22 protein-coding genes are annotated in these 25982 nt (G+C 65.6%); 19 read left to right on the forward strand and 3 right to left on the reverse strand.

Features of this window, described 5'->3' with window-relative positions; translation table 11 throughout:
• Nucleotides 1-18 precede the first annotated feature (18 nt).
• The gene (locus tag FRC98_RS12010) at nt 19-468 is read left to right on the forward strand and encodes a group II truncated hemoglobin (protein ID WP_230467537.1); all 450 of its coding nucleotides are present in this window, start codon (nt 19-21) and stop codon (nt 466-468) included.
• An 85-nt stretch (nt 469-553) separates the two neighbouring features.
• Here the strand turns inward: FRC98_RS12010 and FRC98_RS12015 are convergent, their stop codons facing one another.
• Nucleotides 554-2233 carry a SulP family inorganic anion transporter gene (locus tag FRC98_RS12015; RefSeq protein ID WP_146981685.1) on the reverse strand — a complete coding sequence of 560 codons (1680 nt, stop codon included), beginning with the start codon at nt 2231-2233 and terminating at the stop codon, nt 554-556.
• A gap of 144 nt (nt 2234-2377) precedes the next feature.
• Between FRC98_RS12015 and FRC98_RS12020 the strand changes: the two genes are divergently transcribed.
• The 11 genes from FRC98_RS12020 to gpt all read left to right on the forward strand — a co-directional run bounded on the left by FRC98_RS12020 (nt 2378) and on the right by gpt (nt 15748).
• Nucleotides 2378-2797, forward strand: a complete 420-nt coding sequence (locus FRC98_RS12020; RefSeq protein ID WP_146981686.1) for a hypothetical protein — start codon at nt 2378-2380, stop codon at nt 2795-2797.
• A gap of 317 nt (nt 2798-3114) precedes the next feature.
• Entirely contained in the window at nt 3115-4113 is a 999-nt protein-coding gene (locus FRC98_RS12025) for an LLM class flavin-dependent oxidoreductase (protein ID WP_146981687.1), read from the forward strand.
• 137 nt (nt 4114-4250) lie between these two features.
• Nucleotides 4251-5096, forward strand: coding sequence for a CAP domain-containing protein (locus tag FRC98_RS21535; RefSeq protein ID WP_230467538.1), 846 nt, complete (start codon nt 4251-4253; stop codon nt 5094-5096).
• A 226-nt stretch (nt 5097-5322) separates the two neighbouring features.
• Nucleotides 5323-7572, forward strand: a complete 2250-nt coding sequence (locus tag FRC98_RS12035) for an NADP-dependent isocitrate dehydrogenase (protein ID WP_146981688.1) — start codon at nt 5323-5325, stop codon at nt 7570-7572.
• Between the two features lie 279 nt (nt 7573-7851).
• Complete coding sequence (locus FRC98_RS12040) at nt 7852-9150, forward strand: lycopene cyclase family protein (RefSeq protein ID WP_230467539.1); 1299 nt, start codon at nt 7852-7854, stop codon at nt 9148-9150.
• Complete coding sequence (locus FRC98_RS12045) at nt 9147-9917, forward strand: fatty acid desaturase (RefSeq protein WP_146981690.1); 771 nt, start codon at nt 9147-9149, stop codon at nt 9915-9917. The genes FRC98_RS12040 and FRC98_RS12045 overlap by 4 nt, the downstream gene beginning before the upstream one ends.
• Before the next feature lie 123 nt (nt 9918-10040).
• Nucleotides 10041-11576 (forward strand): phytoene desaturase, encoded by a 1536-nt coding sequence (locus FRC98_RS12050; RefSeq protein ID WP_230467540.1) that lies wholly within the window; start codon nt 10041-10043, stop codon nt 11574-11576.
• Complete coding sequence (locus FRC98_RS12055) at nt 11573-12526, forward strand: phytoene/squalene synthase family protein (protein ID WP_146981691.1); 954 nt, start codon at nt 11573-11575, stop codon at nt 12524-12526. The genes FRC98_RS12050 and FRC98_RS12055 overlap by 4 nt, the downstream gene beginning before the upstream one ends.
• Entirely contained in the window at nt 12523-13710 is a 1188-nt protein-coding gene (locus tag FRC98_RS12060) for a carotenoid 1,2-hydratase family protein (RefSeq protein ID WP_146981692.1), read from the forward strand. The genes FRC98_RS12055 and FRC98_RS12060 overlap by 4 nt, the downstream gene beginning before the upstream one ends.
• Nucleotides 13707-15194: a phytoene desaturase family protein gene (locus FRC98_RS12065; RefSeq protein ID WP_146981693.1), complete on the forward strand. Its 1488-nt coding sequence runs from the start codon at nt 13707-13709 to the stop codon at nt 15192-15194. The genes FRC98_RS12060 and FRC98_RS12065 overlap by 4 nt, the downstream gene beginning before the upstream one ends.
• A 59-nt stretch (nt 15195-15253) precedes the next feature.
• Nucleotides 15254-15748, forward strand: coding sequence for a xanthine phosphoribosyltransferase (gene gpt / locus FRC98_RS12070; protein ID WP_146981694.1), 495 nt, complete (start codon nt 15254-15256; stop codon nt 15746-15748).
• Between the two features lie 233 nt (nt 15749-15981).
• Here gpt and FRC98_RS12075 read toward each other — a convergent pair whose 3' ends face one another.
• Nucleotides 15982-16533 carry a hypothetical protein gene (locus tag FRC98_RS12075; protein ID WP_146981695.1) on the reverse strand — a complete coding sequence of 184 codons (552 nt, stop codon included), beginning with the start codon at nt 16531-16533 and terminating at the stop codon, nt 15982-15984.
• Nucleotides 16534-16669: 136 nt separating this feature from the next.
• Between FRC98_RS12075 and FRC98_RS12080 the strand changes: the two genes are divergently transcribed.
• The 3 genes from FRC98_RS12080 to FRC98_RS12090 are packed head-to-tail and all read left to right on the forward strand — an operon-like array spanning nt 16670 to nt 19820.
• A complete protein-coding gene (locus tag FRC98_RS12080) occupies nt 16670-18313 on the forward strand; it encodes an AMP-binding protein (RefSeq protein ID WP_146981696.1) in 1644 nt (547 codons plus the stop codon).
• Nucleotides 18314-18316: 3 nt separating this feature from the next.
• Nucleotides 18317-19120 carry an AAC(3) family N-acetyltransferase gene (locus tag FRC98_RS12085; protein WP_146981697.1) on the forward strand — a complete coding sequence of 268 codons (804 nt, stop codon included), beginning with the start codon at nt 18317-18319 and terminating at the stop codon, nt 19118-19120.
• A 58-nt stretch (nt 19121-19178) separates the two neighbouring features.
• On the forward strand, nt 19179-19820 hold the full coding sequence (locus tag FRC98_RS12090) for a GNAT family N-acetyltransferase (RefSeq protein ID WP_146981698.1): 642 nt from the start codon (nt 19179-19181) through the stop codon (nt 19818-19820).
• A gap of 158 nt (nt 19821-19978) precedes the next feature.
• On the opposite strand, the gene FRC98_RS12095 is transcribed toward FRC98_RS12090, so the two are convergent.
• Complete coding sequence (locus FRC98_RS12095; protein ID WP_146981699.1) at nt 19979-21169, reverse strand: hypothetical protein; 1191 nt, start codon at nt 21167-21169, stop codon at nt 19979-19981.
• A 207-nt stretch (nt 21170-21376) separates the two neighbouring features.
• Between FRC98_RS12095 and FRC98_RS12100 the strand changes: the two genes are divergently transcribed.
• The 4 genes from FRC98_RS12100 (at nt 21377) to FRC98_RS12115 (ending at nt 25906) form a co-directional block, all read left to right on the forward strand.
• Nucleotides 21377-22258: an AgmX/PglI C-terminal domain-containing protein gene (locus tag FRC98_RS12100; protein WP_146981700.1), complete on the forward strand. Its 882-nt coding sequence runs from the start codon at nt 21377-21379 to the stop codon at nt 22256-22258.
• A gap of 176 nt (nt 22259-22434) precedes the next feature.
• A complete protein-coding gene (locus FRC98_RS12105) occupies nt 22435-24522 on the forward strand; it encodes an RCC1 domain-containing protein (protein WP_146981701.1) in 2088 nt (695 codons plus the stop codon).
• A complete protein-coding gene (locus FRC98_RS12110) occupies nt 24519-25394 on the forward strand; it encodes a DUF4349 domain-containing protein (RefSeq protein WP_146981702.1) in 876 nt (291 codons plus the stop codon). Before FRC98_RS12105 ends, FRC98_RS12110 begins: the two co-directional genes overlap by 4 nt.
• On the forward strand, nt 25391-25906 hold the full coding sequence (locus tag FRC98_RS12115) for a hypothetical protein (RefSeq protein WP_146981703.1): 516 nt from the start codon (nt 25391-25393) through the stop codon (nt 25904-25906). The genes FRC98_RS12110 and FRC98_RS12115 overlap by 4 nt, the downstream gene beginning before the upstream one ends.
• The last annotated feature ends 76 nt before the right edge of the window (nt 25907-25982 follow it).

Consider the following 25982-nt stretch of genomic DNA (forward strand, 5'->3'; position numbering starts at 1 on the left):
CGCAAGCCGCGACTATCGATGGCCGCGACCGCCATCTGCCTCAACCTCCGCGACGTGATCCCGATGACGCAGCCCCCCGAACAACCCACCCCTTATGAGCTCCTCGGCGGCGCCGAGGCCGTGCAGACCCTCGTCGATCGTTTCTACGACCTGATGGACACCCTGCCCGAGGCGGCCACCATCCGCGCGATGCATGCCCGCAGCCTGAAGAGTTCCCGCGAGAAGCTCGTGCTCTTTCTGACCGGCTGGCTCGGTGGCCCGCCCCTCTACATGGAAAAGCACGGCCACCCGCGCCTGCGCATGCGTCACGCCCCCTTCATCATCGACGAAGACGCCCGCCAGGCCTGGATGCTCTGCATGCGCCAGGCCCTCGACGAGCAGGTCGAAAACGACGAGCTGCGCCGTTTTCTCGACCAGGCGCTGGACCGCGTCGCCGCCCACATGCGCAATACATTTCAATCCGAATGAGGCGTTCGCGACAGGGAATGCTCAGCCTTAACGGCCGCACCACACTCGACACAATGCATTGATTTTATTGAACATTTAGCCCGAATCAACCTCTCGCAAGCGCCCGAACCGCCTGCACCACCGAGGTAAAATGCAGCATCGAGGCCTGCTCTGCCTCGCTGGCGAGCAGGTCCCGCACCTGGCCAATATCCCGGGCGATGGCGAGGTGCTGACCCTGCTTGCGAAACTCCCCGGCCAACTCCACCAGCATATGCGCCGCGCTCATGTCAATGACCGGCACCGACTCCCCGTCTAAGATCACCGCGCGCACCCCCGGGCGTTTTGCAGCCTTGCGCAGCTCCCCGCGCACATGGTCGGCGTTCACAAAGTACAGCCCGCTCTCCACCCTCAAAATCACCACCCCCTCCACCCGCTTCGCACGCGGGTGACGCGCCAGATCACCGTAGGGCGCCTCCTCATCCTCCCCCACGCGCCCCAGCTCCACGATATGCGGCCAGCTCGACCGGTAGAGCATCAGCACCAGCGAGAGCCCCACCCCCACCAGCAACCCCTCAAGCACACCCACCAGCACGACACCCGCAAAGGTCACCCAGGCCGCCACCGCGTCCGCCCACACCGCAACGCCGGCGACATGATGGCACCGCGTGGCCTGGTAGAGCGCCCGCAGGCCCTTAAAGTCAATGAGCTCCCAGAGCGCGGCGATCACCACCGCCGCCAGGGTCGCCGAGGGAAGACTTCCAAAAATTCCGCCGAGCCACAAAAGCGTGATCGCCACCAGAAGCGCCGCGACCAACCCGCTGCGCTGCGTGCGCGCGCCGGCGTCGCGGTTGACCGCGCTTTTGGAGAGGCTGCCGTTGACCACCATTCCCCCCACAAGCCCCGCGCTCAGGTTGGCGGCCCCCTGCGCCACAAGCTCGGCGTTGCCCTCCACCTTCGACCCCACCGCCCTCGCCGCGGCCACCGCCTCGGCAAACCCGACGAGCGCCACGGCCAGCGCCGGTCCGATGAGCTCCTGCCAGCGCAGCGTGCTCAACTCCGGAAATCCCACCTGCGGCGGCGTCCTTGCCAGCGCGCCGACCATCACCACCCCGACATCGCGCAGCTCCAGCGCCCACGCCAGCCCGATGCTCACAAGCACCGCCACGATCGCGCCGGGCACCCGCGGCGCAAAACGGCGAAAACCCAGCATCACAACGAGCGCCCCCACACCGAGCGCCGCGCTGACCCCGTTGAACCAGTCGCCGACGTCACCCCACATATGCAGCACATCAAAAAAACCGCCCGAAGCGTGCTCCGCGCCCAGCAGCACCGGCAGCTGCCCCCAGACCACCGCCAGGCTCAACCCCACCACAAAGCCCTTAAGCACCGGCCTTGAGATCATCGCTACCACAAAGCCCAGGCGCAGCAATCCGGCCAGCAGCGCCGCCGCCCCGCTGGCCACCGCCAACCCCGCAGTCAGCGCCAGCGCCTCCGTCGTATCCGCCGGCCCCAGCGCCCCGAGCATCGCCGCGCTCAACGCCGCCGTCGCCGCCATCGGCCCCACCACCACCTTCGGCGATCGCCCCAGCGCCGCATAGGCCACCAACGCCGCCATCGCCGCATAAAGCCCCACCACCGGCGCCACCCCGGCGATCGTGGCATAGGCCATCGCCTCGGGCACCATCACCACCCAGAGTGTCAGCCCGACCAGCGCATCTCGCCAGACCACCGACCAGCCCCGATCCCCCTGCCTCAACGTCGGAAACAGCCACGCGTGTGATGCCACCCCTCCCCCTTAACACTCGCCAGGGCCCGCGCCGCTCCTCGCCACTGAGCATCCGCGACACACCGGCGTCCGCCCCTTTATTTTCAAGCAGATCCGCGCCATAAGAGTCTCAATGCCCCTCCCCTCAGACCCCGGAGCGACCCCATGGGCAAGCGCAGCAAATCCAAAAAAATCGCCCCCGACGCCGACGCAAAAGGCTTTGGCCATAACCCCTTCGCCGCTCATTTTGGTGCCTCGCCAGAACCCACAAATGACGCGGAAAACACCGCCGAAGCGCCCGACGAAAACGCTCCCGACGCCGCCCCCCTCGATCTCAATCGCCAAAAAAACCTGCACCTGCGCGTGGAGCGCAAAGGGCGAGGGGGCAAAACGGTCACCCTCCTGGGCGGCTTTAAGGCCGGTGCGGGCGTGCCGTCCAAAGATGCGCTCGAAGACCTCGTCGGCCAGCTCAAACGCGTCCTGGGCTGCGGCGCCACCCTCGAAAACGACACCATCGTGCTCCAGGGCGACCAGCGCGATCGTGCAGCGAGTTGGCTCAGCGCGCAGGGCGCCACACTGCGCTGAAGCTGGCCCCCGCTGAACCTGCACCTCCTCACAAAAGAGCATTCGGGGAAGAAGCACCCGGCGTTGCGCCTTACTACGCCGTGAGCAGAAGTTGACGTCGATGGCTGCGAGGTTGAGGGCTTCTCGGGCAAGGCGCAAAACGCAGGCGATGCTTTAGCATCGTCGAGGCTTTGCAACACCGCCCGGGACGCTCTCAACGCAGCAGACACGGCGCCAACGATAGCTCACGGCGTAATAGTCTTTACGACAAACTTCGCCTGCCCCCCATTCGTGGGGGGTGGCGAACACGCGCTGATGCCTACTGCAAGGATGCCCTCATGATTCCCCTCTCTGTCCTCGATCTGGCGACCGTAAGCTCCGAGATCACCCCCTCCCAGGCTCTGGCCCAGTCGGTCGAACTCATCCAACTCGCCGAATCCCTCGGCTACAAACGCCACTGGGTCGCCGAACACCACGGCATGCAGGGGGTGGCAAGCTCCGCCCCCGAGATCCTCATCGCGCACCTGGCGGCGCATACCTCCACCATCCGCGTGGGCTCGGGCGGCATCATGCTCCCCAACCACGTGCCCCTGCAGGTCGCCGAGCGTTTCCACACCCTGGAGGCCCTGCACCCGGATCGCATCGACTTAGGCATCGGCCGCGCGCCGGGCACCGACCAGGCCACCCTGCGCGCGCTGCGCGCCTTTGATGCCAACCAGTTTCCCTCCCAACTTCAGGAGCTGCGCGGCATGTCCGCCGGCGATCTTCCCGAGGAGCACCCCTTCGCGCGCATCAAGGTGATGCCCGACGATGTGCAGCTTCCGCCCATCTGGCTTCTGGGCTCCAGCGGCGCCAGCGCGAAGATGGCCGGCCAGCTCGGCGTGGGTTATGCCTTTGCCAGCCACTTCAGCCCCACCGATCCGCTGCCCGCGCTCAACGCCTACCGCGACAACTTCACCCCCTCAGCGCAATTTCCTGAGCCGCACGTGCTCGTCGCCGCCGCGGCCATCGTCGCCGACACCGACGAAGAAGCCCAACGTCTGGCAACCTCCTGGGATCTGGCGATGGTGCGACTTCGCCGCGGTCAGCCCGGCCCCTTCCCCACCCCCGAGGAGGCCGTCGCCTACCCCTACACCCCCATGGACCGCCGCCTCATTGAGGGACACCGCCAGCTGCAGTTCATCGGCACCGCCGAGCGCGTCAGCGGCGAACTTCGCGCCTTTGCCGAAAAGACCGGCGCCAGCGAGCTGATGATCGCCACGTTTACCGCCTCCCACGCCTCCCGCGCCCGCTCCCTGCAACTGCTGGCCGAGGCCTGGCCCCTGAGCTCGCGCTGAGTCGAAACCACACGTCGGCGTCGACATTGAACTTCGGGTGGTCCTCCCCGATACTCGGAGCATCTTTAATAAAACGATGATGTCGGTCCGCGCGGCTCCTGCGTCGGTCGACCCCGCTAAAAATGATTGGAGGACCGATGCCGCGCCCGACCTCGCACCGCACGCTCATCACGCCGCTCGCGCTATGCGCCCTGCTCCTCGCCATGGCCTGCAGCGACGATGACGGACCACGCCGCGGTATCCCGACCGGCGATGACGTGGGCAGCATCTTCGACAGCGGCAACGACGCCGGCGACGCCAACGGTGTTGAAGACGCCGAAGATCCCGCAGATGCCTCCGACACCGAAGATCCCACCGACGCCACCGACACCGAAGACGCCGAAGACCCCGCAGATACTGGCGATGTGGCCGATCCAGATGACGCCGACGATCCGGCAGATGTCGAGGATGTCGGCGACGACGTCGAAGATAGCGACGATGTCGACGACGCCGGCGATCCCGACCACCCCGCCTGGACCACCGCCGAGGCTTTTGAGCTCTACGAGCTCATCATGGCCTACCGCGCCGAAAACGGGCTCCCCGAGCTTCCCCTCTCCCCCTCCCTGAGCGCGGTGGCCGCCGCCCACGTCGACGACCTCAACGCCCACCCCGAGACCACCGATGGCGAGTGTAACCTGCACTCCTGGTCGGACCAGGGCAGCTGGACGGCCTGCTGCTACACCCCCGATCACGCCGAGGCCAGCTGCATGTGGGACAAACCCCGCGAGCTCAGCGACTACCCGGGCGACGGCTACGAGATCTCGGCGATGTCCACCTTCATGGCCCCCGACAATGCCCTGCGCCTGTGGCAGAACTCCCCGGGCCACAACGCCGTGATCCTCAACGAGGGCAGCTGGTCGACCCCCTGGGGCGCCATCGGCGTAGGCATCGCCGGCCAATACGCCCATGTCTGGTTCGGACGCGAGGCCGACCCGGCCCTCTGAGCCTTTCCCACACCCAACTCGACCTCAAACTCCGGCTTTTTTTGAGCGCACGCGGGCACAAGTGGGCGCCCCGGCGCGTTATGCCCGGTGAACATGCCAGACTCTGCGCGTTGACTTCAGCGCGCCATCTTTGCCAAAACCCCTGCGTGCACTTGACTGCGGCGCATTGGTTCACAGGACTTTGCTCGACGCTACGCGCTCCCACATACTCCCACACGGTGACGCCATGACTCAAAAACCGACGATCATCTACACCAAAACTGACGAAGCCCCGGCCCTGGCCACCTACTCCTTCCTCCCGATCGTGGAGGCATTTGCGGCCACCGCCGGCGTCAACGTGGAGACCCGCGACATCTCGCTGGCCGCCCGCATCCTGGCCGTCTTCCCCGACCGCCTCACCGCGGAGCAGAAGGTCGGCGACCACCTCAAAGAGCTCGGTGAGCTGGCCAAGACCCCGCAGGCCAACATCATCAAGCTGCCGAATATCAGCGCCTCCATCCCCCAGCTCAAAGCGGCCATCGCCGAGCTGCAGGCCGCCGGCTACGACATCCCTGACTACCCCGAAGATCCGCAGAACGACGCTGAGAAAGACGCCCGCGCCCGCTACGACCGCGTCAAGGGCAGCGCGGTGAACCCGGTGCTGCGCGAGGGCAACTCCGACCGCCGCGCCCCCAAAGCCGTCAAAGAATACGCCCGTAAACACCCGCACTCGATGGGCGAGTGGAAGAAAGACTCAAAGAGCCACGTGGCGACGATGGGCGCGGGCGATTTTCGCCACACTGAAGTCTCGTTGACCCTTGAGGCGCCGACCGACGCGAAGATCGTGCTGACCGCCGACGACGGCCAGCCCTTCGTCCTCAAAGAGTCGTTGCCCCTGCAGGCCGGTGAGGTCATCGACGCCTCGGTGATGCAGCGCGAGGAGCTTCTGAACTTCCTCGACGCCCAGGTCGAAGACGCCAACAACGAAGGTGTGCTCTTCAGCCTGCACATGAAGGCCACCATGATGAAGGTCTCCGACCCCATCATCTTCGGCCACGCCGTGCGCACCTACTTCAAAGACGTGTTTGCAAAGCACCAGGGCACCTTTGAGGAGCTCGGCGTCGATGTGAACAACGGCCTGGGCGATCTTCTCGCGAAGATCAAAACCCTGCCCGACGACCAGCAGGCCGAGATCGAAAAGGATCTCAAAAAGGCCTACGAGACCGGCCCGGACATCGCCATGGTCGACTCCGACCGCGGCATCACCAACCTGCACGTGCCCAGCGACGTGATCATCGACGCGTCGATGCCCGCCATGATCCGCACCTCCGGCCAGATGTGGAACGCCGAAGGCAACACGCAGGACGCCAAGGCGGTCATCCCCGACTCCAGCTACGCGGCGGTCTATCAGGAGGTCATCGATTTTTGCAAAACCCACGGCGCGCTCGACCCGCGCACCATGGGCAGCGTCCCCAACGTGGGCCTGATGGCGCAAAAAGCCGAGGAGTACGGCTCGCACGACAAGACCTTTGAGATCGACCGCGCCGGCGTGGTCCGCGTCGTCGACGCCGAGGGCAAGACGCTCACCGAGCACCGCGTGCAGCCCGGCGACATCTGGCGGATGTGCCAGACCAAAGACGCCCCCATCCAGGACTGGGTCAAGCTGGCGGTGACCCGCGCCCGCGCCACCGGCGTGCCCGCCATCTTCTGGCTCGACGAAGATCGTCCCCACGACGCCCGCCTCATCTCCAAGGTCAACACCTACCTCAAAGACCACGACACAAGCGGGCTGGACATCCGCATCCTGCCCCCGCAGCAGGCCACCCGCGTGAGCCTGGAGCGCATCAAAGAAGGCCAGGACACCATCTCGGTGACCGGCAACGTGCTGCGCGACTACCTCACCGACCTCTTCCCGATTCTGGAAGTCGGAACCAGCGCCAAGATGCTCTCGATCGTGCCCCTGATGGCCGGCGGCGGCCTCTTTGAGACGGGCGCCGGGGGCTCGGCGCCCAAGCACGTCCAGCAGTTCAACAAGGTCAACTACCTGCGCTGGGACTCGCTCGGTGAGTTCCTCGCGTTGGGCGTGAGCTTTGAGCACCTGGCCGACACCTTCGGCGTGGAGCGCGCCCGCATCCTGGGCGAAGCCCTCGACCAGGCCACCACCGACTACCTGATGAACAACAAGGGCCCGGCCCGCAAAGTGGGCCAGATCGACAACCGCGGCTCCCACTTCTACCTGGCCCTCTACTGGGCGCAGGCGCTCTCCCGCCAGACGCGCGACGCCCAGCTCGCCGAGCGTTTTGGCCTGGTCGCCGAAGAGCTCGCCAGCAACGAAGAGACCATCATCAACGAGCTCATCGCCGTGCAGGGTGAGCCGGTCGACATCGGCGGGTACTACTTCCCCGACGAGGAGCTGGCCGCGCGCGCGATGCGCCCCAGCCCCACCCTCAACGCCATCATCGCCGGTATCACGCAGCCGGTGGCGGCCGAGGCTTGAGTCTCAACGCCAGAAGAACGACACACGCAAACGCCTGATTTATAAGGCATTTTAGCCACATAAAGGCATTTTCAAGCAGCGAGGGCGCGGTCCGAGAGGGCCGCGCCCTCCTGCGTGTGGTAGGGTGTCTGCGAAGATTTCAACCTCGCCACGCCCCTCACCCGAAAGGATTGCCTCAGGAGAGCTTGACCCCTGAAGATCCGTTTCGATGCTTCGTTTCTGTCCGGACGTTCAGTCCGGGACGTCGCCACGTTTGAACGGCTGTACCGGAGCATCCTCGTGACCCTGACCTTTCCCATTGTTATTGTCGGCGCCGGCCCGGCGGGCCTGTGGCTGGCCGCCCATCTGGCGCGCCGCGGCGTGGAGCTCGCCATCGTCGACGCTCAGCTCGACATGCCCTGGCCCAACACCTACGGGGTGTGGCGCGATGAGCTCGAGGGCCTGGAGATCGAGGTGCCCACCCTTGCCACCTTCGATCAGGCCTGCGTGTGGCTGCACCCCACACGACCCACCCCCCTCGATCGGGCCTATGTGCGCGTCGACCCCGAGGCCTTTCGCGAGCGCCTGCGCGACGAGCTCCGCACCCACGGTGCGACCCTCATCAGCGAGTCTGCGGGCGCGGTGTCGCAGGAGGTCGCCGGCGCCCCACTTCGCCTGAACTTAGAGGGAGGCCGCACCCTCGAAGCACGAGCGATCATGGATGCGACCGGCCGCGGGTTTTTAAGGCATCGCGCCGGCGCGGCGGTCGGTGCAGATCCCACCCCACCCGAAGCGCCGGGGGTGCAGAGCGCGCTGGGGTGGCTGGCTCGCTTTGAGCGCGACCCGCTGGAGGGCCACCCCTTCGTCATGATGGACTTTCGGCCTCCACCCACCTCCGGGGCCGATCAGACGCCGACCTTTCTCTACGGCATGCACCTGGGCGAGGATCTCTACTTCGTCGAAGAGACCGCCCTCGTTACCCGCGAGCCCCTCCCCTTCGACGCGCTCGAAACTCGCCTCCGCGCCCGTCTCAACGAGCGCGGCGCCCTTCCCACCGAGATCCTGGAGGTCGAACACTGCCTGATCCCGATGGGCGGCGAGTTGCCCGGGCTTGAGGAGGGCGCCCCGCCGATCGTGGCGTTTGGCGCGGCGGCCGGTTTTGTGCATCCGGCCACGGGCTACTCCCTGGCGCATAGCCTGCGCACAGGCGCGCCCCTGGCCGACCTTTTGACCGAAGCGCTCAAGCGCGAGTTACCCCCCGAGGACATCGCCCGCAGCGCCCTGGGCCTGATGTGGCCGCCGCCCGCACGTCGCGCTCGCGCCCTCTATGAGCTCGGTCAGGAAGCCGTGCTGGAGATGAACACCACGCGCCTCACCGCCTTCTTCGACACCTTCTTTTCTCTGCCCGACGCCGACTGGCAGGGCTATATGGCCGCCACGCTCCCCCCCTCCCGGCTCGCTGCGGTGATGTGGCGCGTCTTCGGCCAGGCCACCAACCCGCTGCGCCTGCACCTGGCGCGCCACGCCCTGCGCGTCGCCCCGAAGACCCTCCAGACCATGTTCAATTCTTCTTCAAAACCGGGAGGTTCCACGCCATGACCTCCCTCACACGCCCCGCACATCACACCACCCGCGGACTTCTGAGCGCAGCGATCATCCTTATGCTCTGGTCCCTCACACTCACTGCCGCCCTCAACTTTCCGCTGGCGCTGACCCCGGTCAGTGTTGTCGTCGGGATGTTGCTTGTCGCCCTGCAGACCTTCCTGTACACGGGCCTCTTCATCACCGCTCACGATGCGATGCACCGCACCGTCGCGCCGCGCTACCCTCGACTCAATCACGCGATCGGCCGGCTGGCGGTCCTGCTCTACGCGCTCTTCTCCTACAGCAAACTCTTGAAGAGCCATCATCAGCACCACGCCCACCCGGCCTCCGGCGACGATCCGGATTTTCATGACGGCGAACACCCCGATCCCCTGCGCTGGTACCTGCATTTCTTAAAAGGCTACGTCAGCGTCGGGCAGATCGTGGGCATGGCGATCGTCTTCAACATCCTGCACCACCTCGTCGGCGTCGCGCTCCCCAACCTCTTGCTCTTCTGGGTGCTGCCCTCACTCTTAAGCACCCTGCAGCTCTTCTACTTCGGCACCTACCTGCCGCACCGCGCTCCGTCCGAAGGTTACGCCGACCAACATCGCGCAAGCTCCAACGACTTCGCCCCCTGGCTCTCCTTTCTGACGTGTTACCACTTTGGCTACCACTGGGAGCATCACGAGCGCCCCGACATCCCCTGGTGGGACCTGCCGCGCATGCGTCGGCATCAGCTGAATCAAAAAAGTCATTCAAAACCTGTTCAAATGACTTGAACAGGATAATCTGGTGATCATTCTCCCTGAGTATCCGATGCGCCTGAGCGCCATCGGCATCACCAACGACGTCTTCTTCTCATCTTCGGGTCCAGCACCGGACCCGCACCTCGGAGCATCACCGTGTCCAAATCCTCTCCTGTCATCGTCATCGGTTCGGGCTTCGGCGGCATCTCCGCGGCGATCCGCCTGCGCGCCATGGGCTACCCGGTCACCCTCCTGGAAGCTCGCGATCAGCCCGGCGGCCGCGCCAGCGTCTTTAAACGCGATGGCTACACCTTCGACGCCGGCCCCACCGTCATCACCGCCCCCTACCTTTTCGACGAGCTCTTTGAGCTGGTGGGCCGCGACATCAACGACTTTGTCGAGATGATGCCCGTCGACCCCTTCTACCGCATCACGTTTACCGACGGCTCGGAGTTCGACTACGTCGGTGACGAAGAGCGCCTCCTCTCGCAGATCGCCGAGTTCAACCTCGACGACGTCGAGGGCTACAAGCGCCTGGCCGAACACTCCAAAAAGATCTTCGACGTGGGCTACACCCAGCTCGCCGACCAGCCCTTCGACACCATCATGGACATGATGCGGGTCGTCCCTGACATGATGAAGCTCGAGAACTACCGCTCGGTCTACAGCCTGGTGGCCAAGTACATCAAAGATGACCGTCTGCGGCAGGTCTTCACCTTCCAGCCCCTGCTGGTGGGCGGAAACCCCTTCAACGTCACCTCGATCTACCTGCTCATCCACTGGCTGGAGCGTAAGTGGGGCGTGCACTTCGCAAAAGGCGGCACCACCGCGATTGTCGACGGCCTGATGCGCCTGCTTGACGAGATCGGCGTGGAGGTTCGCTTCAACACCCCGGTCGCCGAGATCGAGGTCGAGAACGGCAAGGCAAAAGCCGTGCGCACCGAGTCTGGCGAGCGCATCGCGTGTCAGTTTGTGGTCAGCAACGCCGACCCCTCAATGACCTACAAGAAGATGATCGCGCCGGAGCACCGCAGCAAAAACTCCGACCGCCGCGTCGAGCGCGTCAAGCAGTCGATGGGCCTCTTTGTGGGCTTTTTCGGCACCGACAAAAAGTACGAAGACATCAAGCACCACACCATCGTGCTGGGACCGCGCTACAAAGGTCTTCTCGACGATATCTTCAACAAAAAGATCCTGGCCGACGACTTCTCCCTCTACCTGCACCGCCCCACCGCCACCGATGCCTCGCTTGCGCCCGAAGGCCACGACTGCTTCTACGTGCTCAGCCCGGTGCCCAACAACGAGAGCGGCATCGACTGGGAGGAGCAGGGCCCCGAGTACATGGAGCGCATCCTCAAGAGCCTCGAAGAGCGCCACATGCCGGGACTTCGCGAGCATATCACCACCAAATTCTGGACCAGTCCGGACTACTTCCAGCAAGAACTTCGCTCGGCCAGCGGCGCCGGTTTTGGCCCCGAGCCTCGCCTTACGCAGTCGGCCTGGTTCCGCTACCATAACCGCTCCGAAGACGTTGAAGGACTCTACTTTGTGGGCGCCGGCGTGCACCCGGGCGCGGGCCTTCCCGGGGTGCTGACCTCCTCGAAAGTGCTCGAGAAGATCGTGCCCGCGCAGAACCCCGCCGATCACCTGCCCATCCCCTCTGCCTCCTCCCGGAGAAAGGCCTCCGCATGAGCGCCGCACCCCACTCCCAGCTCTCGACCTCCACCGACCTGGTGCGCGCCCACGAGCAGATCCTGGCGGTGGGGTCGCGCTCCTTTCGCCTGGCCTCGCATTTTCTGCCGGTGGACTGCCGCGGCGACGCCGCCCACCTCTACGCGCTCTGCCGCCTGATCGACGATACGGCCGATGAGGCCATCACGCTGCTGGCGGCCGAGCGCGGGCTGCATTACCTGCGCCAGGAGCTGCGCCGGGAGCGCCCGGCGCGCCCCCTGGTCGAGGCCTTTTTGCAGATGGCCGAGCGCCGCGACCTCGACCTGGCCTACGTCTTCGAGCTCATCGAAGGGGTCGAGAGCGATCTCGGCGAGGTCTGCTTTGAGAGCGACGCCGACCTGTTGCGTTATGCCTACCGGGTCGCCGGCACCGTCGGCGTGATGATGTGCGCGGTGCTCGACGTACGCGACCCAAACGCCATCGCCCACGCCATCGATCTGGGGGTGGGCATGCAGCTGACCAACATCTGCCGCGACGTGCTCGAGGACGCGCGCATGGGTCGCGTCTACATCCCCTCGCGTCGGCTGGAGGCTCGCGGCATCCGCCCGGAGCACCTGCTGGAGGAGCGCGTCAACACCGAGGCGCTCGCGCAGGTGGTCACCGATCTTCTCGATCTGGCCGAGCATTATTATCGCAGTGGCGAGGCGGGCATGATCTACATCCCGACCCGCTCGCGCGCGGCGATCATGGTGGCCAGCCGCGTCTACCACGCCATCGGCGAAAAGCTGCGCGCCCGCGGCGCCAACCCCATGCTCGGCCGCACGGTCGTCGCGCCGGTCGCGCGCCTGTGGTTCGCCGCCCGCGGATGCGTCGCCTGGCTGGGAACCCTGGGCGGAGCCGGCGCGAAGATGCCTTCGCATAACAACGACCTTCACCGCGAGCTGCGCGGACTTCCGGGGGTTCAACCGTGAGCAACCTCCTGCACCTCTCCCCGGCCGGAAGCGGCGTTCATCCCGATCTTCTCAAAAGCGCCGGCGGTTTCGCCTGGTGGTACCTCGATCTCATCGACGAAAAAGGCGACGGGCTGGTGTGCATCTGGAGCTTCGGGCTGCCCTTTCTGCCCGGCTACGCCAGCGCATCGCGCCGCGGCCAGCCTCAGCTCCCCAAAAACCGCCCCAGCCTCAACCTGGCGAGCTTTAAGGGCGGCAAGCTCGACTTCTACGTCCTCCAGGAGTTTTCGCCAGAAGAGGTCTTCTGGGACGCCGGCCAGGAGGGCGACCGCTGGACCTTCGGGCTGAGCGCGCTCGAGAGTATCCAGCGCGGCGAGGAGCGCCGGGTTACACTCGACCTGCACCTGCGCATGCCCGATGGGCAGATCGCCACCGCCCTCATTGAGGCGCAGGGACGCGCGGTGAGCCACTCCGGCCAGAAGCCCGACCCGGCCCACCGCCTCCTCGACCCGCTCCCCGACCACGACTGGACGCCGCTGCTCTGCAACGCCCGCGCCCGCGCCACCCTGAGCGCCCACGGTCAAACATCGACCTTTGAGGGCCGCGTCTACCACGACCGCAACGGCGGCCAGCGTCCGATGCATGAGCTGGGCATCGACGTGTGGACCTGGGGCCGGCTGGCCTTCCCTTCCCGCGAGCTGATCTACTACGTGCTGCACCCCACCGATGCCTCCGAACCTCCACAAACCCTGGTGCTGGAGATCGACGGCAATGGCGAGGCCCGCATGATTCCTGATCTTCAGCTGCGCGAGCGCCGCCCCTCTAAAAACCTCGGCGGGCTGCGCTGGTGGCCCGAACAGGTGCTCGAGCGCGACGGCCGGGCCATCATCACCATCGACAACCGCCAGCGCATCGACAGCGGGCCCTTTTACCTTCGCTCCGCCGCCAGCGCCCTGGATCTGGAGCATGGCGAAACGGCGCGCGGCATCAGCGAGGTCTGCGACCCGGCGCGCATCGATCTCGACGTGCATCGCCCCCTGGTGCGCATGCGCGTAATGCAGAATGCTCGCCAGAACTCGATGTGGCTTCCCCTCTTCACCGGCCCCAAAAAAGGACGCGTCAGCCGCCTGGTGACGAGTTTTCTGCCCGGCGCAGGCGTCACTCAGCCCGAGCAAACCGCACCGCGCACGAAGGAGCAACGATGAGCGCCGCACCGGAACGCGTCATCATCGTGGGCGCCGGCATGGGCGGGCTCGCCAGCGCCCTGCGCCTGAGCGCACAGCCCGGCCTCGACGTGCTCGTCCTCGACGCGCTGAGCGGCCCCGGCGGCAAGGTCGGCACCGCGGAGTTTGAAGGCGTCAGCTTTGATACCGGCCCCAGCGTGCTCACGATGCCCGGCGTTCTTGAGGAACTCTTCGCTTCGGCCGATCTTCGCCTCGAAGATCACCTCAAACTGGTGCATCCCGAACACCTCTTTCGCTACATCTACCGCGACCTTTCGCTTGATGTGCACCTCGATCCGGCCGACACCTCAGCCTCAATCGCCGCGACGCTCGGGCGCGATGCCGCCGACGACTTTGAGCGCTATCTGGCCTACTGCCGCCGCATCTGGGAGGCGGCCGCCCCCAACTTCGTGATGGGCCCCGCCCCCTCGCTGGGCGGCGTCTTAAAGCTCGGCTTCTCGGCGCTCGCGAAGATGCGCGCCGTCGACCCGATGCGCACCATGAAGGGCGCCATCGACGCCCAGATTCGCTCGCCATATCTGCGCGATCTTTTCTACCGCTACGCCACCTACAACGGCTCCGATCCACGCCAGGCCCCGGCCACCCTCAACTGCATCGCCTGGGTGGAGCTCGGCATGGGCTGCTACGGCGTCGAAGGCGGCATGCGACAGCTCGCCAGTGCTCTGCACCTGGCCGCCGAACAAAAAGGCGCGCGCTTTGCCTTTGAGAGCCCCGTGGAGGGTATTTTCACCACAGATGAGGGTTTCGAGCTCAGCGTGAAGGGCGAACGCCTCAAAGCCGACCGGGTCATCATCAACGCCGACGTCGCCCACCTCGTCGCCGATCTGCTGCCCCCCGACTCGCCACACGGACTTCAGCCCGACCCGACCCCCTCGATGTCCGGCTACACCGCGCTCTTCAAAGCGCGACGACGCCCCGATAGCCAGCGCGCCGCCCACGCCGTGCTCTTCCCACAGAGCGCGTATCTGGAAGAATTCGTGGACATCTTCGATCACGAACAGCCCCCGCGCGATCCTACCATCTACCTCTGCGCCCAGGAGAAAGCGCACCGGGCCCGGGGCTGGGAGGATCACGAACCCATCTTCGCCATGACCAACGCCCCGGCCACCGCCCCCGACGGCAGCACCGGCGTGGACTGGCAGGCGCACACTGCCTTCATCACCGAACGCCTCATCAGCGCGGGCCTCATCGACGCCGACGACACCCCGATCTGGACGCGCACCCCCGACGATCTGGCAAAAACCTTTGTGGGAAGCCGCGGAAGCATCTACGGGGCGGCCTCGAACTCCAAATTTGCGGCGTTTAAACGCCCGCCCAACCGCGCCCCGGGGCTCGATGGCCTCTACCTGGCCAGCGGCAGCGCCCACCCCGGCGGCGGCGTGCCTCTCTGTCTGCAATCCGGCCGCCAGGCCGCCGAAGCCCTGCTGGCCGACCGGGACCGCTGAGTGCTAAAGATCTGCGGCAGCATCTTCTCAATCTCCTTACCCGCTGCCGAGAGAACCCCATGAGCGCCGCCTACAATCAGGACTTCTTCGTCTCCTGGGAAGAACTGCACCGCGACACCCGCCAGCTCTGCGCGATGCTGATGGAGGATGCGTCCTACCCCTTCAAAGGCATCATCGCCGTGACCCGCGGCGGCCTCATCCCGGCGGCCATCGTCGCCCGCGAGCTCGACATTCGCCTCATCGACACCGTCTGCATCGCCAGCTACGAGGGCACCGAGGCGCAAGAACGCTCCGAGAGCCTGCGGGTTATCAAACCCGCCGCCGGCGACGGCACGGGCATGCTCCTGGTCGACGATCTTGTGGATACGGGAGCCACAGCCCGGAAGTTACGCGAGATGCTCCCCGGCGCCACCTTCGCCACCGTCTACGCCAAACCCGAGGGGCGCCCGCTGGTCGACCACTGCGTGCGCACGGTCACCCAGGACACCTGGATTCGCTTCCCCTGGGATATGGAGCTGAACTTTTCCGCGCCCTTGGTGGAGCGAAAGAAATAGAGGTGGGTCTTGTGCCCACCCCCGACCCCGGCGTCACGCAGAACCACCGATTCGCCAGCGTCACGGGCGCCCACAAGGGACGCCCCTACGGCTGGGGGGGGTGGGGTCGTTAAAACGCACCCCTACCATCTTCCGTAGGGGTGGGTCTTGTGCCCACCCCCGACCCCGGCGTCACGCAGAACCACCGATTCGCCAGCGTCACGGGCGCCCACAAGGGACGCCCCTACGGTGCCCTACGCCCCGCGCTCCACAAACGCCACCACCGCCTCGCCAACCCGCACCGTGGGCACCTCCTCGCTGCGCCAGCGTTCCAAGAGATCATCGAGCTCCCCGGCGACCGCCTCCACCCGCGCCACCTCGACGCTGCGCCCGACGCTCGCGTACAGCTGACGCAGGCGCTTGAGCCATTTCTTGAGCTCCACGGCCTGCCCCACGCTTAGCTCTGCGGCCAGCACCTCCCCGTCGACCATCAGCGCGCGGGTCTGGCCGGCCCCCCACCCGCTGAGCGTCACCTCCAGGTCGGCCACCTCCACCGCCTGCCGCCTCAGGCTCTCCCAATCCACACGTTCCCGCGCGATCGCTTTTAACGTCTTTTCTTTCTTACCTGTGCCCTTCTTCCCCTTATCTTTCGAGGACTTACCGGAGCTCTCCAACGCCTCAACGCCCTCCTCACCGAGCGCACGATCATCGCGATCGGCCTGCTGGCGACCAAAGAGTTTGAGGCGTTTTTTAAACGACTTTCCCAGATGTTCCGCGCGGTGGGTGAGCACATCGATGGTGAGCATGGCGCTGTTCTCCAACAATCGGTCCGTGGTGTAAAAAACTGAGAAAACTCTGCGGGTTAGAACCTTTCCACGCCGCAGCCGGCGTCTAATTTTTTTAGCGTACGACACACTGCTTCCGATATCCCGGGGGGGACCCATGGCATCGTTGCTTCGCGGCTTTGTGCGAGCCGCCCAGCTGCATTGCACCCGCACAGCTTTACGCCTTGAAGGGGAGAGTTTCACCTACGAAGCGCTGGCCGCGCTGGCCGGCGCCATCGCCGCGCAGGTCAAGACCAACGCCCCTGGCGAGGCGCCGATTCTGGGGGTGTACGCCACCCACAGCGTAAGCGCCTACGCCGGCGCGCTGGCCGCACCGGGCTGCGCCCGCACGCTGCTGGCGCTTGACCCTTACGATCCGCCCCGGCGCATCAACGCCATCCTGGCGCATAGCGGGGTGGAGGCCCTGGTGGTGGGCGCGGAGGCCGCCGACCGCCTCGACGGCCTGCTGGAAGCCAGCGGCCGACCGCTGCTCATCCTCACCCCTCAGCTCGACGATCTGCGCGGGCTGGCCGCCCGCCATCGCCGCCACCGCTTCGTCGACGCCCGCGCGCTGGCCCAATGCAGCGCCGAGCTTGAGGCTCCGGCGATGCCCGGCCGCCCCGCCTTTTTGACCTACGTGGGCGGCTCCGAGCGCCCGCGACCGTTGAGCCTCAGCCATCAGGGGCTTGTGCATTATATCGACCAGGTCACGCGCAGCCTCGATCTCGATCCCGACGATCGCGTCTCCCAGCTCTTTGATCTGCGCCTGAGCCAGTCTCTGCACGACATCTTCTCCACCTGGCAGGCCGGCGCCACGCTCGTGGCGCTGGGGCGCAACGAGCGCCGCCAGCTCGGTCAGCGCATCCGCTCCCATCGCCTCACCCGTATCGCCGGCTGGCCGGCGCTGGCCGCCGGCCTCTGGCGCACCGGCGAGCTTGGGGAGGGGGTCTTTGGCGACCTGCGCTCCTCGATCTTTTTCGGGGCGCCGCTGGACACCGACCTCGCTCACGCCTGGCAGCAGGCCGCCCCCCGAAGCCTCATCACCTCGATGTGGGGACCGCCTCAAGCCGGCCCGGCGCTGGCCACACGCCCTCTCAATGGCCGAAAAGACACCACCAAAAAGACCAGCAAAACCAAGACCTTGCCGCCTGGCGAGCGTGAGAGCATCGAGGCCGACCGCCTCTCCCTCTTCGACGCCCATATGGCCGCCACCATCACCCACGAGCTCCGGGCCAACGCCCCTGGCGAGCCCGGCGAGCTGGTGGTCAGCGGCCCTCAGGTCCCCTGCGGCAAATCGCCGGATTCGACCCGCGCCCCCCTGGTGGAGCTCGACGCGGCTCCCCCCTCGGCGGCACGCGCCGCGCTGCCCTCGCGCTGGCTGCGCACCGGCCACAACGCCCGCATCCTCGAAGGCGGCCAGATCGAGCTTGGCGAGCGCCTCGACGACCAGATCTACCTGGGTGGCGAGCTCGTCGACTTAAGCGAAATCGACCTCGCCCTGCAGCAGGCCTGCGGCCATCGCCACGTCGCGGTGGTCCCCTGGCCCCGCGACACCGCCTGGCCCTCGGGCCTTATCGCCCTGGTCGTCTCCGGCGCCGACCAACCCCTCGACGTCCAGGCCATACTCGCCGCCTGCCGCCGACAGCTCCCCGCCCACCTCGTCCCCGATCGGGTGCTCCCGGTGCGCGAGCTTGCGCGCCAGAGCAACGGCGCCCCCGACCGCGAGGCCATCGCCCGTCACCTCGAAAACGAGCGGAGCTGAGCCGTGCACACCCTCACCCTGAACCACCTGCGACACGCGCTCAGCGCCTTAGGCCTGGGGCCGGCAGAGCTACTCTTACTCCACGTCGATCTGCTGGCCGCCGGCCACCTGCGCGACTGCCCGCTCCACGAGCTGCCCTCGCGCTACTACGCGGCGTTGCGCCAGCTCACCGGCACCCGCGCCACCTTCGTCACCGCCAGCTACTCGCCATCCTTTGCCGCCGGCACGCCCTTTGACCGCCAGCTCACACCCACCGCCGCACCTTTTAACGAATACCTGCGCCGACTTCCCCGGGCCCACCGCTCCTCCCACGCTCTGCAGTCGCTCTGCGCCGAGGGGCCGCTCGCCCACACCTTATGCGCCCGAGACACCCCCGGGGCCTTCGGCCCCGGCTCGGCCTTCGACACGCTCATCGCCCTCAACGCCCGCGCCCTCTTCATCGGCCTCGATCTTCAGCACTCACCGCTTTTGCACATCGCCGAGGCCCGCGCCCGCGTGCCCTACCTCGACCTGCGCGAGATCGAGGGCCCCTGCATCGACCAGGGCTTAAGCATGGAGCGGCGCTTTCTCTTTCAGCAGCGCCGCCTACCCCAATCCATCACCCTCTCCACCATCACCCTCTCCCAGACCCTGCACGCCCGGGGCCACCTGCACGTGGTGCCCTTCGGCCGCACACGCGTCACGCTGGTCGACGCCGCGCGCCTGGTCGACACCGCCACCGAACTTCTGCTGGCCGACCCACACGCCCTCCTTCGCTCCCGACCACCGCCGGCCCCCGGTCCCACACCGCCGCCGGCGCCCCCCTGACATCGATGCAAATCCGAGACTTCGACTCACCTGACGCCTCGACGACAAGGACGTGATCATGAACCTGCGACACCCATCCCAGACCCCACCCCTGCGCTGGGGCCATAAGACGCCCGACCTGGAGCGCCGCATCGCCGAGCTTCTCACCTGGGTGCGCCCGGCCGGCCAACCCTACGACGACGCCCTGCTCCAGGGCGCCGACATCGACAAGACCCTCTCCCGCTGGATGCTCCGCGACAACTCCGAGATCACCCTCCAGCGCGCCCGCCTGCTCATGCTCGACGACCGCATCGCCGGCGGCTACATCGCGCTGAGCGGCACCGAGCTGCGCACCGCCCGCCAGGCCGACCTCCTCGATGTCGCTCGTCATATGGGCGAGGGCAGCTACGCCATGCTCCGCGAGCGCGTCGAGCGCCTGCGCGAGCTCTTTGCCCCCCTCGAAGACAACGACTTCGTCATCACTCGCCTCGGCCTGCACCCCGACCACCGCGGCCGCGGCCTCTGCCACGCCCTCATCGAAGACTACCTGCGCCGCGGCCGCCAGGGCGGCTTCCGCCGCGCCCGCGTCGACGTCCCCGAAACCCACCGCGCCGGCCTCGACCTCTGCCGCGCCTACGGCTTCGACACCGCCTACCGGGGTAAATCCAACGACGGTAAGCTGAAGTATTTGACGATGGTGCGGGATCTTAATGACCACTAACCCTTTGAATTCATTGAGCAATTCGATAGACCCGCTTTAGTAGATGTGAATCCCGGTGTCTTCGTTGTGGACGGTGGGTGTCGTCAATTTGATGACTGTTTTAACGTTGATTACGATCACAAAGAAACCGCCAGCCGAAGTTGGGCTGGCGGTTTTTTTCAACTTCCCACCATCCTTCTCAACACCAACTCATTGGATGATGTGGCGCGGCAATGTATTGCGCGAGTACATGCTCGAAGTTTGAAGGGATCAGGAAATCGAATCGCTCGCACACGAACATACTCACCAACCCTGTCGCTGAGATCGACCTGAATCGGGAAAGATATAACCTTTGCATTCTCGCTCACCTCTTCAAAACTTTGACCTTCAGGCATCTCAACCATCCCCGACAGACTGTCATAAAACTCGCCATCGATAAAAACTGCAACATACTCTTTACGCGCCGGAACACCCTCATTCAATGCCATCATTTGAAGATTCAACTCAACGACATCGTCGTTGACGTCAAACGTCTCACTAAACACGGAAACATCTTTCCACGCTTCGTCCAACGGTTCACTAACATTCTCTTCCGGAGGCAATAAAAGCGTGGAGTTTCCGGTGCGAAGCGTTTGAAAATGAGACTCGTAAGACAGTGTTGTCGTTTCCACAGAATAATCGACACTTCTGCACCCCGTCGCCCCGCGATGCACAATAACGGGGGTGTCAAAACGAACCTTCCGATTAAGAAACGACCACCGCTCATTCGGCTCATAACGAATCAACTCGATGACCCGAACATCCTGTGTTCCTATAGTTTCGAAGGAAGAGGGTGGAATATAGATCGACTGAACCCGAGGCTGCTCATTCTCGAGTGTGAAGTCGTGGATCAACTTCAGCTCACGCTCCACATCCACATCCTCAAATGATGAGTAGTCGTCCGAACTTTCAATCTCCCTCAGAGCAAAAGGAACGGGTCTAAAATTTACCAGCACATAAAGATCATACGTCCGAACCTGACCAGGAAAGCCAAAAAGCGTCGCGCTAAAATCAAATATCGCGGGCTCATGCTCTTCGATCCAATGTTCTGAAGGCACATAGGTTGAATGCATATAATCCCGCCCCGTCAACGCAGTGGAGCTTCCTGCGGCAAACCCACTCCACTGCCAGAAGTCTCGGGTAGCGTAAACATCTTCATGGCCCTCAAACTCTTCGGGCTTTTTAAAGTTCGCGACGGCATTTGCAAGCTCATTTCCGTTGCACACCCTGGAATCCGGGGGCGTTGTAAAATAACCATTATAGGGCTCCAGATCGACACATGCAGCCCCCCCAAAAATCAAACCGGTAAAGATTATTATTCGCATCATCATGAACGTTCTCCTAGACGCTAGTGAAGCTCCACGTATAGCTCAGCGTGCCGATCCACACAAAGATCATGCCCCCCATACGAAGCAGTGTTGACGTATAGACCTGGCCGACCAAACCTCCCCGCAGCGCCATTTCCCCCTTGCACCACACCCGATCCCATATTTACATGGTCCGGAGCCACTTCCCATCACCCGAGCCTCCGGTCTGCCATGCGCGCACTCTGCCCGACTGCCCCTATCGCCCTGCTCACGCTGACCCTTGCCGGTGCGCTTGGCGCCTGCCAGAGCGCGCCGCAACCCACGGATGACGCGCCGGCCGAGGCGTCCGGCGAGGCCGCGCTGAGCGCCGACGCCGAAGCGGGCGCGGCGGAGACCGACGGAGAGGCAAAAGAGCCCAGCCGCATCCTGCATCGGGCGATGAGCGCGGCGGAGGCCGAGATCAACGCCTGTTACCGTCAGGCGCTCGCGCAGAACGCGGAGGTCGCGGGCATGGTGCAGTTTGCCTGGCAGCTCGACGCCAACAACTCGCCAGTGGGGCTTCAGACCCACGCCGACACTCTGGGCGACGCCGCGTTGAGTCAGTGCGTGGCGGAGGCCCTTTACCCGCATCTTGTGGAGGATGGCGCGCGTGGGGCGTCGAGCCGCGAGGTGATCTTGAGCTACTCCTTCTTGCGCGAGCATGGCGCGCGCGAGGTGCAGCTGGTGCTCGGGAGCGGCGCGCAGGCTCAGGCCCAGCGCGAGGCGCTGCCCCCGGAGGCCCGCGAGGAGGGGCGCTGCAACAACGAGCATATCTATGATGTGCTCTATGAGGCGTACGACACGATCAACGGCTGCTACGAACAGGCCCTCTCCCAGAAGCGCGGGCTCGTGGGCGCGGCGCTCGCCCAGTTCATCATCTTCCCCGACGGCTCGACCTCGCATATCAAGGTCGCCAGCACCATCGACGATGAGAACACCAACCGCTGCATCACCGAGACGCTCAGCGCCACGACCTTCGACGCGCCCGAGGGCGGCGTGTGCACCGTCAACTACCCGATCGAGCTCTCGCTGCGCTCTCACCCGCACTTTATGTTCACGGCGCCGGCGCCCTGATCGTCGCGCCTGCGCGCCGCGCGCAGCCGTCGACTAGAAATCCACGCGCGTTTTGCTAGGGTGCCGCCCACACCGGGCCTTCCGGCGGGGGATACCGCGACGCACCGCCCTCGCCATACGCCCTGTGCCCATCCCAACGTTTTGCCCACCGCCCTGGCTCATCCTCGGAACGTATTATGAAAAGCCTCACCCTTCTGACGCGTCACGCGCTCGCCATTGGCCTGCTTACGGCCCTTGTCGCCTGCAGCGAAGGCCCCGATACGCGCACGATTCCCCCCACCAACGACCGCCCCGACGTCGGGGAGCCTGAAGACGCAGGCCCCGACGCCGAGGAAGACGCCGGCGACGTGGGTCCGGACGCCGAAGACGACGCGGGCGATGTGGGTCCGGACGCCGAAGACCCCGACGCCGGAGACACCGACGTCGACGCGCCCGACGCCTGCGAGGGGGAGAGCGACGAGCAGCTCTGCCAGCTTAGCTCGTTTAGCTGCGGCAGCCACGTCATCGAAGATAGCTGCGGGGAGCTGCGCACGGTTGAGAGCTGCGGGCCGGAGTGCGGCGATCCGGAGACCTGCGGAGGCGGCGGCATCGAAGGCCAATGCGGCTGCACCCCGGCGCTCACCGACGAGCAACACTGCGCCGAGAACGCCGCCGAATGTGGCGAGCTCACCATCGTCGACAGCTGCGGCGAAGAGCGCGTCATCGACTGCGGCGCCGAAGATCAGGTCTGCACCCTCTTTGATACCTGCGGAGGCGGCGGCGAGGAGAACATCTGCGGTTGCACGCCGATCACCTGCGAAGAGGCCCAGGTCCTCTGCGGCCCCATCGACGATGGCTGCGGCGGCACGGTTCAATGCGACGAGTTCTGCGTCGACGCGATGGCCGTGGGCGATGAGCACGCCTGCGCGGTTGGCTCGGGCAAGCTCAAGTGCTGGGGCCGCAACAACAGCGGCCAGATCGGCAACGGCGCCAACGGCGACCAGCGCAACCCGGTCGATGTGAGCGGCCTTCCCACCATGGTCGACGTGGCGCCGGGCGGCGAACACACCTGCGCGCTCAGCCTCAATGGCGAGGTCTTCTGCTGGGGCGAGAACGAGCGCGGCCAGCTGGGCCTCGGGACGACGGTGGGGAGCGATGTGCCCGGCGGGCGCGCCATCAACTCCGGCGCCACCGCCATCGCCAGCGGCTTCGCGCATAGCTGCGCGGTGGTCAACGGCGGGGTGCGCTGCTGGGGCGCCAACGATTTCGGTCAGATCGGCAGCGCCAGCATCGCCGTCGGCAGCAACATCAACGTCGGCGTGGCCATGCAGGTTCAAGGCCTGAGCTCGGGCGTGGTCGACGTGGTCGCCGGCAGCCATCACAGCTGCGCGCTCCTCGACGACGGTACCGTGCGCTGCTGGGGCCGTAACCGCTTTGGCCAGGTCGGCACCTTGAGCGAGTCGAGCCTGCCCATCGTCGACGCCTTTGGATATTTCGGAAACGACCCCCTCGATAACGTGACGCTGGAGCCCGTCCCGCAAGGTGTCCCCGGTTTGACCGAGGTCGAAGAGCTCGCCGCCGGCAACGACTTCACCTGCGCGCGCACCACCGACGGCGAAGTCTTCTGCTGGGGCGCGATGCACCGCGCCTCCTCCACGGGCAACACCTGCTTTGTCTGGGATGGCTACTTCAACACGCAAGGCGCAATGACCGGCCGCAACGCCGACCGCTGCGCGGTCTTCCCCCCCTACGGCCCGGCGGTCGCCCGCTTCAGCGTGCGCACCGTCTCCGATGGCACGTGTGATGAAGAAACTCCCTGCGAAAACACCGAATTTACCTGCAACCTCGAGAACAACCGCTGCGAGAAAGACGAGTACCCCATCGCCACCGCCTTCCTGAACCAGGCGGCCTTCCTCCCGCGCCAGATCAGCACCGGCGACGCCGCGCTGACCATCGGTGCCGGCGCCCACCACCTCTGCATGGTCGTCGATCGCAATGACGCGCAGCAGACCAACGTCCGCTGCTTCGGCGTCAACAGCGTCGGCCAGGTCGGCGACGGCACCAACAACAACTGGAGCTCCCCCATCGATCTCTACCTGGACGTCGACGACAACATCGTGCGCGGCGTCGATGTCTCGGCCGGCAACGCCTACTCCTGCGTGCTCGTCGACGAGCAAAACATCAAATGCTGGGGCAGCAACCAGTACGGCCAGATCGGCAACTCCGCGCTCCTGCGCGACGAGTCCTACCGTCCCTTTGACGTGAAGCTGGAGTACGCACCATGAGAACCTTTGCTCGCCAGAGTCTTCGCAGGCTGGGGCTCGCGCTGTTCGGCGCCACCCTGATCGGCTGCGCCGGCACCGCCAGCTCCGACTACAGCCAGGCGCCGAGCTACGGCGGATATGATGACGTGGAGGCCATCGCCTACGAGTCCGACGCCCCCTCGATCGCCTCCGACAGCGCCGCGCGCCGCGCTCCCTCGCGCCCGCAAGCCCGGCCTCAAGCCCAGGGCGGCGCCTCCCCGACGCCGCCTCCCCTGGCCGCGGGCTCCGCACAGACCACCGGCGGCGCCTCCACCTCGCCATCGGCTGAAGAGCAGGCCCGACCCACACGCCTGCTCGTCTATACGGCGTCTCTGCACATGGCGATCTTCGAGGTGAACCCCACCCAGGAAGCCGCCCTCAAGATTGTCGAAGACCTCGGCGGCTACGCCTCTCGCCGCACCACCAACCAGCTCACGCTGCGCGTGCCCGCCGAGTACTTTCGCCAGGCCCTCGACGCCCTCTCGAAGCTCGGTGATGTCACCCACACCCAGTGGCAGGCCCACGACGTCTCCGAGAGCTTTCGCGACTTGAACATCCGCCTGCAAAACGCCCTGGAGGTGCACGCCCGTATGAGCGCGATCCTCGAGCGCGCCCAGAGCGTCGAAGACACGCTCAAGGTCGAAGCCCAGCTCGCGCGCCTGACGCAGGAGATCGAGCAGCTGCGCTCGCAGATCGAGAACCTCTCCCAGCAGATCGCCTTCTCGACCATCGACGTGCACTTTCAGCAACGTCACCACACCCAACTTCCGGCCGACGACTACCTCCTGCCCTTCCCCTGGCTCAACGAGCTCGGCCTGGAGTCGTTGCTGCGCGCCCCGGAGGCCACGCGATGATTTTTCGTTCAAATTGTCTGCTCAAACGTGCGCTCCTCGGCAGCCTGCTCGCCATCTCCCTGAGCACGGCGGCCTGCGCCGACTTCCAGATCACCACCCCCGACCAGATGGTGGAGGTCTCCAAAACCAAAGACACCGCCGCCGACTACGTCGCCATGACCCACCACGGCGTGGTCGTGCGCGCGCAGACCTTCGAGGTCGGCGAGTCGCGTGGTGCGGATGCGCCGCCGGCGTCGCTGGAGTTCTGGGAGCAGGCCGTGATGGAGCGCATGCGCACCCGCGGCGGCTACGCCCTTCTGGAAAAGTCCGACATCGAGGCCGCCTCCGGCGAAAAAGGCCTGCGCTTTGAGTTCGGCCGCGACCAGAACGGCGCCCCCTACCGCTACACCGTGGCGCTTTTTGTCACCGACGAGCGCATCCACCTCATCGAAGCCGGCGGCCGCCAGGATCGTTATGATGAAGCCACCGCCGCCGTCGATCAGGCGCTGGAAAGCTACGTCATCAAGCGTTAAGCTCCCGCTTCTTCATGACGCCACGGCCCGCGCCCCGGGCTCGCCATCCTCGCTTTCAAGCGACCTGGCGAGGCCC

This window comes from Lujinxingia vulgaris (assembly GCF_007997015.1).
Lineage (GTDB): Bacteria > Myxococcota_A > Bradymonadia > Bradymonadales > Bradymonadaceae > Lujinxingia > Lujinxingia vulgaris.